General features: G+C 41.4%; 11 protein-coding genes. 10 read left to right on the forward strand and 1 reads right to left on the reverse strand.

Translation table 11 applies throughout. The features are described from left to right. The first annotated feature begins 23 nt into the window (after positions 1–23). From HU823_RS15340 to HU823_RS15380, 9 genes are read left to right on the forward strand one after another with little or no spacing between them, the layout of a single operon-like run. Positions 24–944: an aspartate carbamoyltransferase catalytic subunit gene (locus HU823_RS15340; protein WP_197222595.1), complete on the forward strand. Its 921-nt coding sequence runs from the start codon at positions 24–26 to the stop codon at positions 942–944. Then, positions 919–2211 carry a dihydroorotase gene (locus tag HU823_RS15345; RefSeq protein WP_197222596.1) on the forward strand — a complete coding sequence of 431 codons (1293 nt, stop codon included), beginning with the start codon at positions 919–921 and terminating at the stop codon, positions 2209–2211. Before HU823_RS15340 ends, HU823_RS15345 begins: the two co-directional genes overlap by 26 nt. Beyond that, the gene (locus HU823_RS15350) at positions 2208–3305 is read left to right on the forward strand and encodes a carbamoyl phosphate synthase small subunit (protein ID WP_197222597.1); all 1098 of its coding nucleotides are present in this window, start codon (positions 2208–2210) and stop codon (positions 3303–3305) included. Before HU823_RS15345 ends, HU823_RS15350 begins: the two co-directional genes overlap by 4 nt. Beyond that, positions 3298–6504, forward strand: a complete 3207-nt coding sequence (carB, locus tag HU823_RS15355; protein ID WP_197222598.1) for a carbamoyl-phosphate synthase large subunit — start codon at positions 3298–3300, stop codon at positions 6502–6504. The genes HU823_RS15350 and carB overlap by 8 nt, the downstream gene beginning before the upstream one ends. After that, positions 6501–7271 carry a dihydroorotate dehydrogenase electron transfer subunit gene (locus HU823_RS15360; RefSeq protein ID WP_197222599.1) on the forward strand — a complete coding sequence of 257 codons (771 nt, stop codon included), beginning with the start codon at positions 6501–6503 and terminating at the stop codon, positions 7269–7271. Before carB ends, HU823_RS15360 begins: the two co-directional genes overlap by 4 nt. Next, entirely contained in the window at positions 7268–8206 is a 939-nt protein-coding gene (locus HU823_RS15365; RefSeq protein ID WP_197222600.1) for a dihydroorotate dehydrogenase, read from the forward strand. Before HU823_RS15360 ends, HU823_RS15365 begins: the two co-directional genes overlap by 4 nt. Beyond that, positions 8179–8913 carry an orotidine-5'-phosphate decarboxylase gene (pyrF, locus tag HU823_RS15370; protein WP_197222601.1) on the forward strand — a complete coding sequence of 245 codons (735 nt, stop codon included), beginning with the start codon at positions 8179–8181 and terminating at the stop codon, positions 8911–8913. Before HU823_RS15365 ends, pyrF begins: the two co-directional genes overlap by 28 nt. After that, on the forward strand, positions 8882–9520 hold the full coding sequence (pyrE, locus tag HU823_RS15375) for an orotate phosphoribosyltransferase (RefSeq protein ID WP_144700877.1): 639 nt from the start codon (positions 8882–8884) through the stop codon (positions 9518–9520). The genes pyrF and pyrE overlap by 32 nt, the downstream gene beginning before the upstream one ends. A gap of 31 nt (positions 9521–9551) precedes the next feature. Then, positions 9552–10211 (forward strand): class I SAM-dependent methyltransferase, encoded by a 660-nt coding sequence (locus HU823_RS15380; protein ID WP_231607502.1) that lies wholly within the window; start codon positions 9552–9554, stop codon positions 10209–10211. A 336-nt stretch (positions 10212–10547) separates the two neighbouring features. Here HU823_RS15380 and HU823_RS15385 read toward each other — a convergent pair whose 3' ends face one another. Beyond that, entirely contained in the window at positions 10548–12257 is a 1710-nt protein-coding gene (locus HU823_RS15385; protein ID WP_197222603.1) for an Rqc2 family fibronectin-binding protein, read from the reverse strand. Between the two features lie 97 nt (positions 12258–12354). On the opposite strand from HU823_RS15385, the gene HU823_RS15390 reads away from it, so the two are divergent. Further along, on the forward strand, positions 12355–15027 hold the full coding sequence (locus HU823_RS15390; protein WP_144700867.1) for a calcium-translocating P-type ATPase, SERCA-type: 2673 nt from the start codon (positions 12355–12357) through the stop codon (positions 15025–15027). The last annotated feature ends 165 nt before the right edge of the window (positions 15028–15192 follow it).

Consider the following 15192-nt stretch of genomic DNA (forward strand, 5'->3'; position numbering starts at 1 on the left):
TTATGTCAAAAGGAGAGATTGGGATGAACCATTTACTAACGATGAATGAGTTATCGAACGAAGACATTCAGTTCATATTGCGAAAAGCAGAAGAGTTTAAAAGCGGAAAGCAAGATGAGATCTTCAAGCAAAAGTTGATCGCGAATTTATTTTTTGAGCCAAGTACAAGAACAAGGTTCAGTTTTGAAGCTGCAGAACACAGACTTGGCATGAAACCTTTAAACGTAGAAGTTAACGGTTCCTCCGTGCAAAAAGGAGAGACGCTTTATGATACGTTACGAACGCTAGAGGAAATAGGAGTGGAGGCATTTGTTATCAGGCATCCTGAAGATCGCTATTTCGACGGCTTAGCTGAAAAAATAAATGTTCCGATCATCAACGCAGGTGATGGCTGTGGCAATCACCCGACTCAATCTCTGTTAGATCTATTAACGATTCAACAAGAATTCATCGTACTACAGGGATTAACGGTTGTAATAGTAGGCGACATCCTACATAGCCGTGTTGCTCGGTCAAACGCAGAAGTCCTTAGAAAAATGGGAGCTAGAGTGTTGTTTTCTGGTCCAGAAGAATGGTTCGTAGATGAATGGAAAGACGACTTTATTCCGATGGATGAGGCAATCGAGGAAGCTGATGCTCTTATGATGCTAAGAATACAACACGAAAGACATAGCGCTTCAATGCATCTCACGAAAGAAGATTATCATCAACAATATGGACTAACGGTTGAACGAGAGAAAAGGATGAAAGCACACAGCATCATCATGCATCCAGCACCTGTAAATCGTGGCGTTGAACTAGCAGATGAACTTGTAGAGTGTGAGCGCTCAAGAATATTTAAGCAAGTTCAGAATGGTGTTTTTATACGAATGGCAGTATTGAGATGGGCGTTGAATACGAATCAGGAGGCTATAAACAATGAGCTACTTATTAAAAAACGCTAAGGTTCTAGACGGAAACAACAATCTTTTGCAAACGGATATCTTAATTGTGGATAACAGAATTCAAAAGGTAGAGAAAGATATCGCGATAGAGAATCATGAAGTGTTTGATGTTGAAGGAAAGTTAGTAACTCCAGGCTTTGTAGATCTTCATGTTCACTTGAGAGAGCCTGGTGGAGAACATAAAGAGACTATCGCATCAGGAACGAAAGCGGCAATAAAGGGTGGCTATACAACTCTTGCTGCGATGCCAAACACGCGACCTGTACCAGATAGTAAAGAAACATTAGCTCTTGTACAGAGTAAGATCAAAGACACGGCAAACTGCAGAGTACTTCCTTACGCATCTATTACTACGAGACAGATTGGGAGTGAACTCACAGACTTTGAAACACTTCTAGAGGGTGGCGCATTCGCTTTTACGGATGATGGAGTGGGAGTGCAGTCAGCGGGGATGTTGTTAAGCGCGATGAAGGAGGCAAATCGCTATGGAGCTGTCATCGTAGCACATTGTGAAGACAATACGCTTCTTCCTAAAGGAGGCGCATTCCACGAAGGTGAGTTTACGAAAAAAGAAAACCTGCCTGGAATTCCATCTGTAAGTGAATCTGTTCACATCGCACGTGATGTATTACTCGCTGAAGCGGCAGATGCTAGATATCACGTTTGTCACGTAAGTACGAAAGAATCAGTTCGAGTCATTAGGGATGCAAAACGAGCAGGAATTAAAGTCACTGCAGAAGTTACGCCTCATCATTTGATCTTAAGTGATAAAGACATTAAGGCTAACGATACGCATTATAAAATGAACCCGCCTTTAAGAAGTGAAGTAGATCGCCAGGCATTAATAGAGGGACTAAAAGATGGCACGCTAGATTTTATCGCAACGGACCATGCTCCACATAGTGAAGAAGAGAAATCACAGAATGTTGAACTTGCACCTTTTGGAATTGTAGGTTTGGAAACAGCTTTTCCTCTTCTATATACAGAGCTTGTTGTGAAAAAGAATCTATTCACGCTGCAAGAACTTGTGGACAAGATGACGAAGAAGCCTTCTGAAAGCTTTAATCTGCCATACGGGAAACTTGAAGAAGGTTCACTTGCAGATCTTACAATCATCGACCTAGAAAAAGAAGAAAAAATCAATGCTAAGGATTTTGTTTCTAAAGGAAAGAACACACCGTTTGACAGCTGGAACTGTATAGGATGGCCGGTTGCGACCATTTTTGGTGGAAAGCTTGTTTATCAACGAGAGGAGAGCTTAGTATGAAACGCTACTTAATTTTAGAAGATGGAACGATTTTTAACGGATTAGCTTTTGGTTCACAACGTGAATCGAGTGGTGAGGTAGTATTCACAACGAGTATGACAGGATATCAAGAAGTGATGACTGATCCTTCTTATTGTGATCAAATTATCTGCTTTACGTATCCACTAGTGGGGAATTACGGAATCAACCGTTCTGACTATGAATCGATTCGTCCTGCAACGAGCGGAATCATTGTGAATGAGCATGCTGAGTTTCCAAATCATCATGAAGGCATGCAGTCTTTAAGCAGCTGGCTGACAGCAAAAGATATTCCAGGTTTATATGGCATTGACACACGTAAACTTACAAGAAAGATTCGACAGCATGGAACGCTAAAAGGCAGAATGACAAATTCTATTGAGAATGCTGAAGAAGTGATAAAGAACTTGAATGCCGAAGAGCGAATAACGAATCAAGTGACAAAAGTATCAACAAAAACACCATATCACTTACCAAACAGCGGTTATCGAGTAGTAGTCGTAGATTTTGGAGTGAAAAGTGGAATGTTACGAGAGTTATCTAGAAGATTATGTGATGTGATCGTTGTTCCGCACAACACATCAGCAGCAGATATCATTCGTCTTCAGCCTGATGGTGTGCTTTTGAGTAACGGACCTGGAGATCCAAAAGACGTACACTCAGGAATAACAATGATTCAAGAGCTTTTAAAAAATAACATCCCAATCTTAGGAATCTGTTTAGGACATCAGCTTTTAGCTCTTGCATGCGGTGCGGATACTGAGAAGCTAAAGTTTGGACACCGAGGTTCTAACCATCCGGTAAAAGATCTTGAGACAGGTAAGATTGCCCTCACTTCACAAAACCATGGTTATGCTGTAACAGAAGAGTCTTTAAAGAATTCAGATCTCGTTCTAACACACCAAGCCGTAAATGATGGAACTGTAGAAGGGTTGAAACATAAAGAAAAACCAGCGTTTTCAATTCAGTATCATCCAGAAGCTTCACCAGGACCACAAGACTCGAATCCGATTTTTGATGACTTCATGAACATGATAAAAACAACGAAGAAAGAAGGTTTGATGCAATATGCCTAAACGACATGACATCCGAAAAATACTAGTGATTGGTTCTGGGCCGATCGTAATTGGACAAGCTGCAGAATTTGATTATGCGGGTACACAGGCTTGCCAAGCCTTAAAAGAAGAAGGGTATGAAGTTGTACTTGTAAACTCTAATCCTGCGACGATCATGACAGATCCAAATATGGCGGATAAAGTGTATATCGAACCTCTAACTCTAGAGTTTGTATCTCGTATCATACGTCAAGAACGTCCTGATGGACTGCTTGCCACACTTGGCGGACAAACTGGTCTTAACCTAGCAGTTGAACTTTTTAACTCAGGCGTTCTAGAAGAATACAACGTAGAACTATTAGGTACAAAACTTCCTTCGATTCAACAGGCAGAAGATCGTGACTTGTTTAGAGAGTTGATGAGAGAGTTGAACGAGCCAGTGCCTGAGAGTGCAATCGTTCATAACATGGAAGAAGCAAGAGCATTCGTTGCCGAGAACGGCTATCCAGTAATCATCCGTCCTGCGTTTACGCTTGGTGGGACAGGTGGCGGAATCGTAACAAATGAAGAAGAGTTCTTGGAGATTACGCCATCTGGATTGCATGCAAGTCCTGTAGGACAAGTATTGATCGAAAAAAGTATCGCGGGATTCAAAGAGATCGAATATGAAGTGATGCGTGATAAGAACGATACGGCAATCGTTGTGTGTAATATGGAAAACATTGACCCAGTAGGTATTCACACTGGTGACTCAATCGTGGTAGCACCAAGTCAAACGCTTACGGATAGAGATTATCAGCTTTTACGAAACGCGTCCTTAAAAATTATAAGAGCACTAAAAATTGAAGGAGGCTGTAACGTACAGCTTGCGCTAGATCCTGAAAGCTCACAATATTATGTGATCGAAGTAAATCCACGTGTAAGCCGTTCGTCTGCATTAGCTTCTAAAGCGACAGGTTATCCGATCGCGAAGTTAGCAGCAAAGATCGCAGTAGGATACACACTCGATGAGATCAAAAACCCTGTGACGGGAACTACTTATGCATGTTTCGAGCCGGCACTTGATTATATCGTTTCAAAGATTCCGAGATGGCCGTTTGATAAGTTCGAAGGAGCGAACCGTAAGCTTGGAACACAGATGAAAGCGACAGGGGAAGTTATGGCGATCGGACGTAACTTTGAAGAGTCACTTTTAAAAGCGGTACGATCTCTTGAGATTTCCGCTTTCCACCTTGATGTGAAAGAGAAAAACTTAACAGAATCTGAAGTACAAGAAAAAATCTTGAGAGCAGATGATGAAAGGCTGTTCTACATTGCTGAAGCACTAAGAATGGGGATTACGGTAGAACAGATACATGAATGGACAAAGATTGATTATTTCTTCTTAGAAAAGCTGCATGGCATTATTCTTTTAGAGAAACGTGTAAAAGAACGTAAGAAAGATGCAGTCATTTTAAAGAAAGCAAAAGAAAAAGGATTCAGCGATCGTTGGATTGCAGAAGCTTGGGAAATGGACGAGTACGATTTGTATCAGTTCCGATTGAACGAGAGAATCAAGCCGGTCTTCAAGATGGTTGACACGTGTGCGGCAGAGTTTGAATCCGCTACACCTTATTATTACGGCACTTATGCAGAAGAAGATGAGTCAATCATCACTGACAAAAAGAGTGTGGTCGTTCTAGGATCTGGTCCGATCAGAATCGGACAAGGTATTGAGTTTGATTATGCGACCGTTCATACGGTATGGGCGATTCAAGAAGCAGGTTATGAAGCGATCATCATCAATAACAACCCAGAAACAGTTTCTACTGACTTTAGCATGTCAGACAAGCTCTATTTCGAACCGCTAACTGTAGAAGATGTTATGCATGTGATCGATCATGAGAAGCCTGAAGGCGTTATCGTACAATTCGGTGGTCAAACAGCGATCAATCTCTCAGAAGAGCTTGAAAGAAGAGGGATTAAAATCCTCGGAACATCTCTAGACAGCATGGACCTAGCTGAAGATAGAGAGCGATTTGAACAAGTGATGAAACAGCTAGGGATTCCGCAACCGGCTGGAAAAACAGCATTTTCCGTTAAGGATGCAGTTACTATCGCGAATTCAATCGGATATCCTGTTCTCGTTCGTCCGTCATACGTGCTTGGTGGTAGAGCAATGGAGATCGTGTACCAAGAAAGCGAGCTTCTGCAGTATATGGAGAACGCAGCTAAAGTAAATCCCGATCATCCGGTACTAGTCGATAGATATTTGGAAGGAAAAGAGATCGAAGTAGATGCGATCTCAGACGGACAAGATGTTTTCATCCCAGGAATGATGGAGCATATAGAGCGTGCAGGTGTTCACTCTGGAGATTCAATCGCCGTTTATCCTCCTCAAACGCTGCCTGAAGAGATCAAACAGAAGATCATTGACAGAACGATTTCAATCGCAAAAGGTTTGAAGATCATCGGACTTTTGAACATCCAGTTCGTTTGGCATAAGAATGAAGTGTATGTACTTGAAGTGAATCCGCGCTCAAGCCGTACAGTACCATTTTTAAGTAAGATAACGGGTGTACCGATGGCTAACGTCGCTACAAAAGTCATTCTAGGTGAGAATCTAGTTAGTCAAGGATACGAAACGGGTTATCAGAAGGAAGCAGATGAAGTTTCCGTTAAGGTTCCTGTGTTCTCGTTCGCTAAACTACGTCGTGTGGATACGTATTTAGGACCTGAGATGAAATCAACAGGTGAAGTCATGGGAAGAGATAAGAATCTTCAAAAAGCACTCTACAAAGGCTTGATCGCATCTGGTATGAAAATTCCAACGCACGGAACTGTACTCTTTACGGTAGCAGATAAAGACAAAGAAGAAGCGCTTGAGATGGTAAAGAGATTTTATGAGATCGGTTATACAATTATGGCAACAGAAGGAACGGCGAACATCATTGAACAAGAAGGTATCCCAGTTGACGTTGTTGGCAAGATCGGATCTGAAGGAAGAAATCTCCTAGATGTTATTCGTAAAGACGAAGCGCAATTTGTAGTGAACACGTTAACAAAAGGGAAGATTCCGGCGAGAGACGGATTCCGCATTCGAAGAGAATGCGCAGAGAACGGAGTGGTATGTTTGACAAACATAGATACGTCAGTCGCTCTATTAGAAGTACTTGAGTCTATCTCGTTCTCAGCACACGCGCTCTCAGCATTCACAAAAAAAGACAAGGTGCTCGTATGAAGAAGCACTTGTTGAACGTTACATCGAACATAGAGATCGCTAGAAATATATTTGAGATGAAATTGACTGGCTCTGGTGTAGGTAACATGACTACACCTGGTCAGTTTCTCCATGTCTCTGTAGGAAATCATTCTTCAAAACTATTACGCCGACCACTTTCGATCTGTGATGTCGATCTTGACCGAGAAGAAGTAACACTCTTGTACCGTGCACAAGGTGAAGGTACAAAACAGCTTAGTCAAAAATCAGCAGGTGAAGTTGTAGATGTACTAGGTCCGCTAGGTAACGGATTTGATCTAGCTGAAATGGATAAAAACAAAAATGCACTGCTCATTGGGGGAGGAATAGGAGTGCCCCCCTTGTATTACCTTGGTAAACATCTAAAGAAAAAAGGAATAGAAGTAACATTTATTCTAGGTTATCAATCAATTGAGGACAGCTTCTACATCGAAAAGTTCAAAGATATCGGAGAAACGATCGTGACTACTGTAGATGGATCTCTTGGAATAAAAGGATTTGTAACAGATGCGATGATGAACGTCGTTGAAAATGAACCTGTCATCTACTCTGTTGGACCGGCGATCATGCTGAAAGCAGTAGAAGAGAGAGCGGTAGGTCTTCGGGGATATATTTCATTAGAAGAACGAATGGGCTGTGGAATAGGCGCATGTTTTGCCTGTGTATGTCCAACCGAAACGAGAGAATCAGGATATGTGAAAATCTGCAGTGATGGACCGGTATTTAAGATGGGGGAGGTTGTACTATGAGTAGGCTGCATGTTTCATTGCCAGGGTTAAATATGAAAAATCCTATCCTTCCTGCATCCGGCTGTTTTGGATTCGGAAAAGAATATGCCAAGTGGTATGACTTAAGTGTACTAGGTGGTATTACGATAAAAGCAGCTACTCTAGAGGGACGTTTCGGTAATCCTACCCCTCGTGTAGCTGAAACAGAAAGCGGAATGTTAAATGCAATCGGACTTCAAAACCCAGGCGTAAAGAAAATAATAGAAAATGAAATTCCTGCTTTGGAACCTTATAACATTCCGATATTAGCTAATATTGCAGGATCTACAGAAGAAGAGTATATCGAAGTTACAAGACAGATCTCTTCATCCGCTCGAATATCTGCTGTAGAACTTAACATTTCGTGTCCAAACGTGAAAGAAGGCGGGATACAGTTTGGAACACACTACAAATCTGCTGCAGATTTGACAAGAAAAGTGAAAGCCGTATCTGAAAAACCCGTTTACGTGAAGCTCTCGCCCAATGTCTCTAACATTGTTGAGATGGCACAAGCAGTAGAGGAAGCAGGCGCTGATGGTCTTTCAATGATCAATACACTAGTTGGTATGAAGCTCGATTGGAGAACAGGTCATCCAATATTGGCAAATAAGACGGGCGGACTTTCAGGACCAGCCATAAAACCTGTAGCCATTCGGATGATCTATGAAGTAAGTCAAAAGGTATCACTTCCGATTATCGGTATGGGCGGTGTCAGCACAGCTGAAGATGTTCTTGAGATGATGTCTGCTGGTGCATCAGCTGTTGCAGTCGGTACAGCAAACTTTGTAAATCCTTATGTTTGTCCTGAGATCATCGAGCAACTTCCTAAGCTGTTAGATGAAATTGGTGTAGAAAATATTAGTGAGATGACAGGAAGGAGTACGAAGCAATGGAAAACCCCGTTATCATCGCGTTAGATTTTAAGAATGCAGATCAAGCTAAATCCTTCCTATCAAGCTTTGAAGGACAGTCTCCTTATGTGAAAGTTGGTATGGAACTTTTTTATGCGGAAGGACCTTCTTTTATCAAATGGCTAAAAGAAAAAAACTTTCGCATCTTCTTGGATTTAAAACTACATGATATTCCGACTACTGTTCATAAAGCCATGAAAGTCCTCGGTGGACTCAATATTGACATGGTGAACGTTCATGCCGCAGGCGGAACTCAAATGATGAGAGCTGCAAAAGAAGGGCTACTAGCAGCAGGTGCTCATCATACAAAATTAATTGCGGTCACACAGCTTACAAGTACAACAGAAAAAGTATTGATTGAAGAGCTCTTGATCAAGAATGTTGATATGAAAGAATGTGTGACTCATTATGCAGATCTTGCGAAAAAGGCAGGATTAGATGGTGTCGTTTGCTCCGTGCACGAAGCTATGAAGATCAAGGATGTTTGTGGAAAGAACTTTTTGACTGTCACTCCAGGGATTCGTCCGAGCGGCTCTGATACTCATGACCAAGCTCGTGTTGCTACACCAAGAGAAGCTGCGTTAAAAGGATCGGATTATATGGTGATCGGCAGAAGTATCACACAATCAGACACACCTGTTACAACTTATTCTGAAATATTAAATGAATGGAGAGATAGTCATGAAAACAACAACTTCCCAACATTTGCTTAACATTGAGGCAGTAACTCTGTCACCAGAAAATCCATACACGTGGTCCTCTGGGATGAAGTCTCCCATTTATTGCGATAACCGGTTGATTATTGCGTATCCCGAGATTCGTAAACAAGTAGCTGGGGAGCTTTCCGCGTTAATAGAGAAGCATTACCCAGAAGCTGATCTTATCGCCGGAACAGCAACAGCAGGTATTCCACATGCTGCCTTCGTAGCGGATCAGATGGAATTACCGATGTGTTACGTAAGATCTAGTGCGAAAGCTCATGGGAAAACGAATCAGATCGAAGGATTAACGAATAAAAGTAAGAAGGCAGTTGTTGTTGAAGACTTGATCTCAACCGGTAAAAGCTCTATTCAATCCGTACTAGCTCTTCGTGAAGCAGGGATTGAAGTGCTCGGTGTTGTAGCCATTTTTAGTTATGGTCTGAAAAAGGCAGATATAGAACTCGGTGAGTTGGATATTTCTTTTCAAACCGTAACAAACTTTAGTACATTAATAGAGGAAGCACAAGAAAGCGGAAAGATAAGTGAACAAGGGCTTTCTTTATTAAAAGAATGGCAACAAGACCCAGAACACTGGGGAGCTGCCTCTTTTTCCAAATAGTTTTCTTAAGGAGATTAACATTTTGAGAAAAATGAACGGTGAAGAATTTGATGAGCTTGTTTCCTTTTTTGATAGCATGGCAAGGACGACTTGGCTTAAGGAAGTTCATGATCATTTAAAAGAAGTAACAGGGTCATGGAGTGAAAAAGAAGTTCTAGACGTGGGATGCGGAACGGGAAGATTGCTGTTGCGTGGAGCTGAGGAAGCGAATCGACTTGTTGGCGTAGATCTGTCGTCAGAGATGATCAAGGCTAGTATTCAGCAGTTCTTTTATCATGAATTAAGTGGTAAAAGTGAGTTTATCGTTGCAGATGCTGAGAATCTTCCGTTTACAGATCATTCGTTTGATCTAGCATTATCCACTTGTGTAATGTTTTTATTGCCCGATCCAGCTAAAGGAATCAGTGAGGTTCATCGCGTTCTAAAAGATGATGGTCAAATCGTCATGCTGAATCCGAGTGGAAAAATGAGTCAAGAAAACGCTGCTTCTTTCGCAAAGGAAAACGGTATCTCTGGGTTCGAACGAACAGCACTTTTAAAATGGTCTAACGTAAGTACGAGAAGACACCGCTATTCAACAGATGAAATGGCAGAGTTACTGCACAACCTGCATTTTACTGAGGTTCAACATTATGAAGTGTTAGGTGGCCTCGCCATTATCAGTAAAGCAAAAAAAACGCAGAACAGCTAAAATTAAGCTGCTCTGCGTTTTTTAATTAGTGCTTTCTGAAACGTGTTTTTATGGTCATAATCTATTTCTGATAGATGCAAAGGAGTTTCAGAGTATTTAAAACAGCACGGTTTAAATAACATCCTGTATTTAGACTTCAAATGTATTAAAATACTTCACTGAATACTTGATTGGAGCGTAAGGTGCGAGACTCCTGGGGGATTAGCGGGACAGGTGAGACTCTTAATAGCGCATAGCGCTAAGAGGCTCACCGCACGCCCCCCCGGAAAGCGAGCAACCTGAAGTGGAAATCAACACATTCAAAAACATCATTGCATACGGTCTTACCAAAAAAGGCTACTTTTTTAAACGGAAAACAAGATCTTCATCCGGCGTCACGAAAAGCGTCTGCTGATTGTCATAAATAACAAATCCAGGCTTTGCCCCATTAGGCTTCTTCACATGTTTTACTAACGTAAAATCAACAGGAACCGAACTCGAATTTTTTGCTTTGCTGAAAAAACCTGCCAAAACAGCAGCCTCCTTAATAGCTGTTTCACTTGGACTCAAAGACCGAATCAGAACATGAGAACCTGGAATGTCCTTCGTATGAAGCCATGTTTCATTTGCTCTCGATAACTTAAAGGTCAGATAGTCGTTCTGTTTATTATTTTTACCGACTAAGATCTCTGTTCCATCAGTAGATGTGAACTTTTCAGGCTGAGGCGTCTTGTTTTGCTTTTTCTTGTTCTTACTTTGTCTATGTTTCAAATAACCGCCTTCACCAAGCTCTTCTCTAATTTCTTCAACATCTTTCATGGATGCTGAATCCATCTGAACGATCAGACGCTCAAAATAAAGCAATTCATTCTTTGCTTTTTCGATCTGATCTTTAATAATAGAAACTGATTTTTTTAGTTTTCCATATTTTTTGAAGTAGCTCTGCGCATTATCAGCAGGTGTTTTAAGAGGATCAAGCGTGATTTTTACAAGTGGTTGATCTTCAGTGAAGTAGTCTTCTACCTCAACTTCACGATCTCCCTTTTTCGCCAAATACATATAAGCGGTGAGAAGTTCTCCCTTTCGTTGATACTCCTCGGCATTATGCGTTTGCTGAAGTTCTTTCTCTAATTTTCCTATCTTTTTCTTTATCTTGTCATATTCGTTCGAGAGATATTTTTCAAGATCGTTTGCTTGCTGTTTGATTCGGTCACGATCTGCTTTACCATAAAAATACCGATCGAGCATCTGACTGACCGTATCAAAGGATCGGATCTCCCCTGTCACATGATGAAGAGGGAGAATAGAAAAATATTCTTTCTTATCGTTTGTGATCATTTGAGGTTCATATTCTTGATCTGATAATTGCTTCATCACACTGAAAAAGGCGTCTGCCACTTCGTTTTTAACCGAAAGTCCTGCTCTATGCACGATTTCTTTAGCGATTAAAGGAGAGAAACCGCTGAATCTGGTTACGAGTTGTTTATCCATTTTTCCTTCGTTCCAAGAAATCTTAGAAACAAATTCATCTACATTTGTCACTGTAAAAGGATCTGTTTTTTCTTGCGCAGGAGGCATGATGTACTCAAAGCCTGGAAGGATGGTACGATGACGGTTCTGAAAGCTAGGAATGTGCTTGATACTATCAACAATCTTCTGTGATTTTTGGTCGACTAGAATAATGTTGCTGTGTCTTCCCATGATTTCGATATAAAGTACTTTAGTCGTTTCGTCCCCGATCTCATCTCTATTTTTAACGGTAATTGTTATGATTCTCTCAAGATCAAGCTGTTCAATTTTTTCAATAAAAGCGCCTTCCAGATGCTTTCTAAGAAGCATACAGAACATAGGAGGAGTATCTGGATTCTCATACGTATGTTCAGTGAGATGCACTCTTGCGAATGAAGGATTCGCAGATAATAAAAGTTTATGATTTTTTCCATTCGCACGGATTGTAAAAACAAGATCTGTCTTATGTGGCTGATAAACTTTTGAGATACGTCCTGAAGTAAGTGTGTTTTGTAGTTCAGTTGTTATGGCACGTGTCATTATTCCGTCAAAACTCATGTTATGGTCACCTCTTATTTCTGATTCATAGTATAGCATTTTTGCGGACATGCCTGCATATAAATGCTATTAACTAATCTTATCAGAGGTGGAAGCTATGAATTGGTACCAGCTGCCGCAAGACGAAATTGAATCCATTCTTAACAGCAGGATGGAAGAAGGGCTCTCAAAAAGTGAGCAAGAACGAAGGTTAAAGTTAGATGGACCGAACCAGCTAGAAGAAGGAAAGAAGCAGTCTGCCATTTTAATGTTCCTTGCCCAATTTAAAGACTTCATGGTTCTCGTCCTCTTAGCGGCTACATTGTTATCCGGTTTCTTAGGAGAATATTTAGACGCGATTGCCATTATTTTAATCGTGGTGATGAACGGTATTCTAGGTTTTATTCAAGAGAGAAAAGCAGAAAGATCCTTAGCTTCACTAAAAGAACTTTCTGCACCAAGTGCACAGGTTCTTAGAGAAGGAAAATGGGTCTCAATCGCTGCGAAAGACGTTGTTGCAGGCGACGTGATAAAAGTAAAAAGCGGCGATCGTGTGGGAGCTGACATTAGGCTCCTAAAAACATCAGGGTTACAAATAGAAGAATCAGCTCTAACGGGTGAATCTGTTCCTGCACAAAAACACAATAACATCATTTCTAATGAAGACTTGAACCTAGGGGATCAAGAGAACATGGCGTTCATGGGCACGATGGTCACTAGAGGAACGGGACAAGGTATAGTCGTAGCGACAGGCATGAAAACAGAGATGGGGAAGATTGCACATTTAATACAAACAGCTGAAAACATTGCAACACCTCTTCAGATGAAACTTGAACAGCTTGGGAAAATTTTGATCGCTCTTGCGCTGCTGCTAACGGTCTTGGTTGTTTTAGCTGGTGTTATGCAAGGACATGATCTCTATAGCATGATTTTAGCAGGTGTCTCGTTAGCTGTTGCTGCCATTCCAGAAGGACTTCCAGCTATCGTTACGATTGCACTCGCGCTAGGTGTTCAAAAAATGATACGAAAACGAGCGATTGTCCGAAAGCTTCCTTCTGTAGAAACATTAGGCTGTGCAACTGTCATCTGCTCTGATAAAACGGGAACACTGACTCAAAATAAGATGACGGTTACACGTATTTGGTCTCAAGGCAGACAGTGGAGTGTTAATGAAGAAGGTTTTGAAGTCATTGGTGGCGGTATTCAAGAAAACAATAAACGAGAAGATAAGCTCACAGAAGTCTTGGCATATGCCGCTCTTTGTAACAATGCCACGATAGAAGAAGGTAAGAAAGGCTCATTGTTAGAAGTGGGTGATCCAACAGAAACCGCATTACTGGTTAGTGCTTACAAAGCAGGGATCACGAAAGAATCATTAAGTGAACAATTTACAATTCAGCATGAGTTTCCATTTGACTCTACCCGTAAAATGATGAGTGTCGTTGTAAGGGATACAGAAGGAAATCAGATGCTCGTAGTAAAAGGAGCACCAGATGTCCTACTTGAAAAAAGTGATTACATTGTATGGGACGATAAAAAACAGTTGATCAAACAGGCTCATAAAGAAAGAATAAAAGAAGCGATCTATGCACTGGGTAGCCAAGCACTGCGGACGATCGCTGTTGCGATCCGACCTTTAAAAGAAGGCGAGCACTATTCACAAGCTTCTTTTGCAGAAAGAAGTCTCACGTTTATCGGATTACAGGGAATGATGGATCCGCCACGTCCTGAAGTCGAAGAAAGTATCAGGGATTGTCAGACTGCGGGTATCAAAACAGTTATGATAACGGGAGACCATGTGGTAACTGCAGCGAGTATCGCGAAAAAACTAAACATGCTCCCTAACGGTGGAAGAGTGATGGAAGGTGCTGAGCTTGCTCAATTAAGCGATGATGAATTGGACAAAGTTTCAGAAGATGTTTACGTTTATGCGCGAGTATCTCCAGAGCACAAGTTAAAAATCGTAAAGTCTCTTCAACGAAGAGGTCACGTTGTAGCTATGACTGGCGATGGAGTCAATGATGCACCAGCTATCAAGTCAGCAAATATCGGTATTGCAATGGGTATAACAGGAACAGACGTGGCGAAAGAAGCATCCTCTCTTGTTCTTGGTGACGATAACTTTGCCACGATCCGCTCAGCGATTGAAGAAGGAAGGAACATCTATGAAAATATTAGAAAGTTTATTCGTTATCTTCTAGCGTCCAATGTAGGTGAGATCTTGGTAATGCTCTTTGCGATGATCATGGGCTTACCACTTCCTTTAGTTCCAATTCAAATACTTTGGGTTAATTTGGTTACAGATGGTTTGCCGGCAATGGCATTAGGTGTTGACCAGGCCGAAGAAGACGTTATGAGAAGAAAGCCAAGACAAGCGAAAGAAGGGGTCTTCTCCAGAGGGTTAGGATGGAAGATCGTTTCAAGGGGATTCTTGATCGGTGGAGCGACAATACTTGCATTCTGGGTCACGTTAAAAGAAAATCCAGATCAACTGATTGTCGCGCAATCCGTAGCCTTTGCAACACTTGTTATGGCACAATTGATCCACGTGTTCGATTGCAGAAGTGAGCGTTCTGTTTTTCATAGAAATCCGTTTCAGAACGGTTACCTAGTCTTGGCTGTTATTTCATCTATTCTATTATTGCTAGTGGTCATGTACGTAGAACCATTGCAAGATATTTTCCATACGGTTCCGCTCTCTATAAGACAATGGCTACTAGTTCTTGGCATGGCATCTATTCCAACATTTGCTCTAGCAGGCTTTCAATTGTTTAAAAAAGAAGCAAGATAAACAAATAAAGCTGGTTCCCGTATGTTTGGGTACCAGCTTCTACTATTTTCAGCAAGACAAGGGGTTTATGCGCTCGTCCAGCGGCTGTGAAGCACGCTGGACGAGCGATTCCAGACTTTTATGAGCGATTCCAGACTTTTATGAGCGATTCCAGACTTTTATGAG

Source organism: Fictibacillus sp. 18YEL24, assembly GCF_015903855.1.
GTDB classification, from domain to species: Bacteria; Bacillota; Bacilli; order Bacillales; family Fictibacillaceae; genus Fictibacillus; species Fictibacillus phosphorivorans_C.

Excerpts from the sequence above, each read along its gene's own strand:
- HU823_RS15340 (WP_197222595.1), top strand. The coding sequence starts at position 24 with ATGAACCATTTACTAACGATGAATGAGTTATCGAACGAAGACATTCAG.
- HU823_RS15345 (WP_197222596.1), top strand. The coding sequence starts at position 919 with ATGAGCTACTTATTAAAAAACGCTAAGGTTCTAGACGGAAACAACAAT.
- HU823_RS15350 (WP_197222597.1), top strand. The coding sequence starts at position 2,208 with ATGAAACGCTACTTAATTTTAGAAGATGGAACGATTTTTAACGGATTA.
- carB (WP_197222598.1), top strand. The coding sequence starts at position 3,298 with ATGCCTAAACGACATGACATCCGAAAAATACTAGTGATTGGTTCTGGG.
- HU823_RS15360 (WP_197222599.1), top strand. The coding sequence starts at position 6,501 with ATGAAGAAGCACTTGTTGAACGTTACATCGAACATAGAGATCGCTAGA.
- HU823_RS15365 (WP_197222600.1), top strand. The coding sequence starts at position 7,268 with ATGAGTAGGCTGCATGTTTCATTGCCAGGGTTAAATATGAAAAATCCT.
- pyrF (WP_197222601.1), top strand. The coding sequence starts at position 8,179 with ATGGAAAACCCCGTTATCATCGCGTTAGATTTTAAGAATGCAGATCAA.
- pyrE (WP_144700877.1), top strand. The coding sequence starts at position 8,882 with ATGAAAACAACAACTTCCCAACATTTGCTTAACATTGAGGCAGTAACT.
- HU823_RS15380 (WP_231607502.1), top strand. The coding sequence starts at position 9,552 with ATGAACGGTGAAGAATTTGATGAGCTTGTTTCCTTTTTTGATAGCATG.
- HU823_RS15385 (WP_197222603.1), bottom strand. The coding sequence starts at position 12,257 with ATGAGTTTTGACGGAATAATGACACGTGCCATAACAACTGAACTACAA.
- HU823_RS15390 (WP_144700867.1), top strand. The coding sequence starts at position 12,355 with ATGAATTGGTACCAGCTGCCGCAAGACGAAATTGAATCCATTCTTAAC.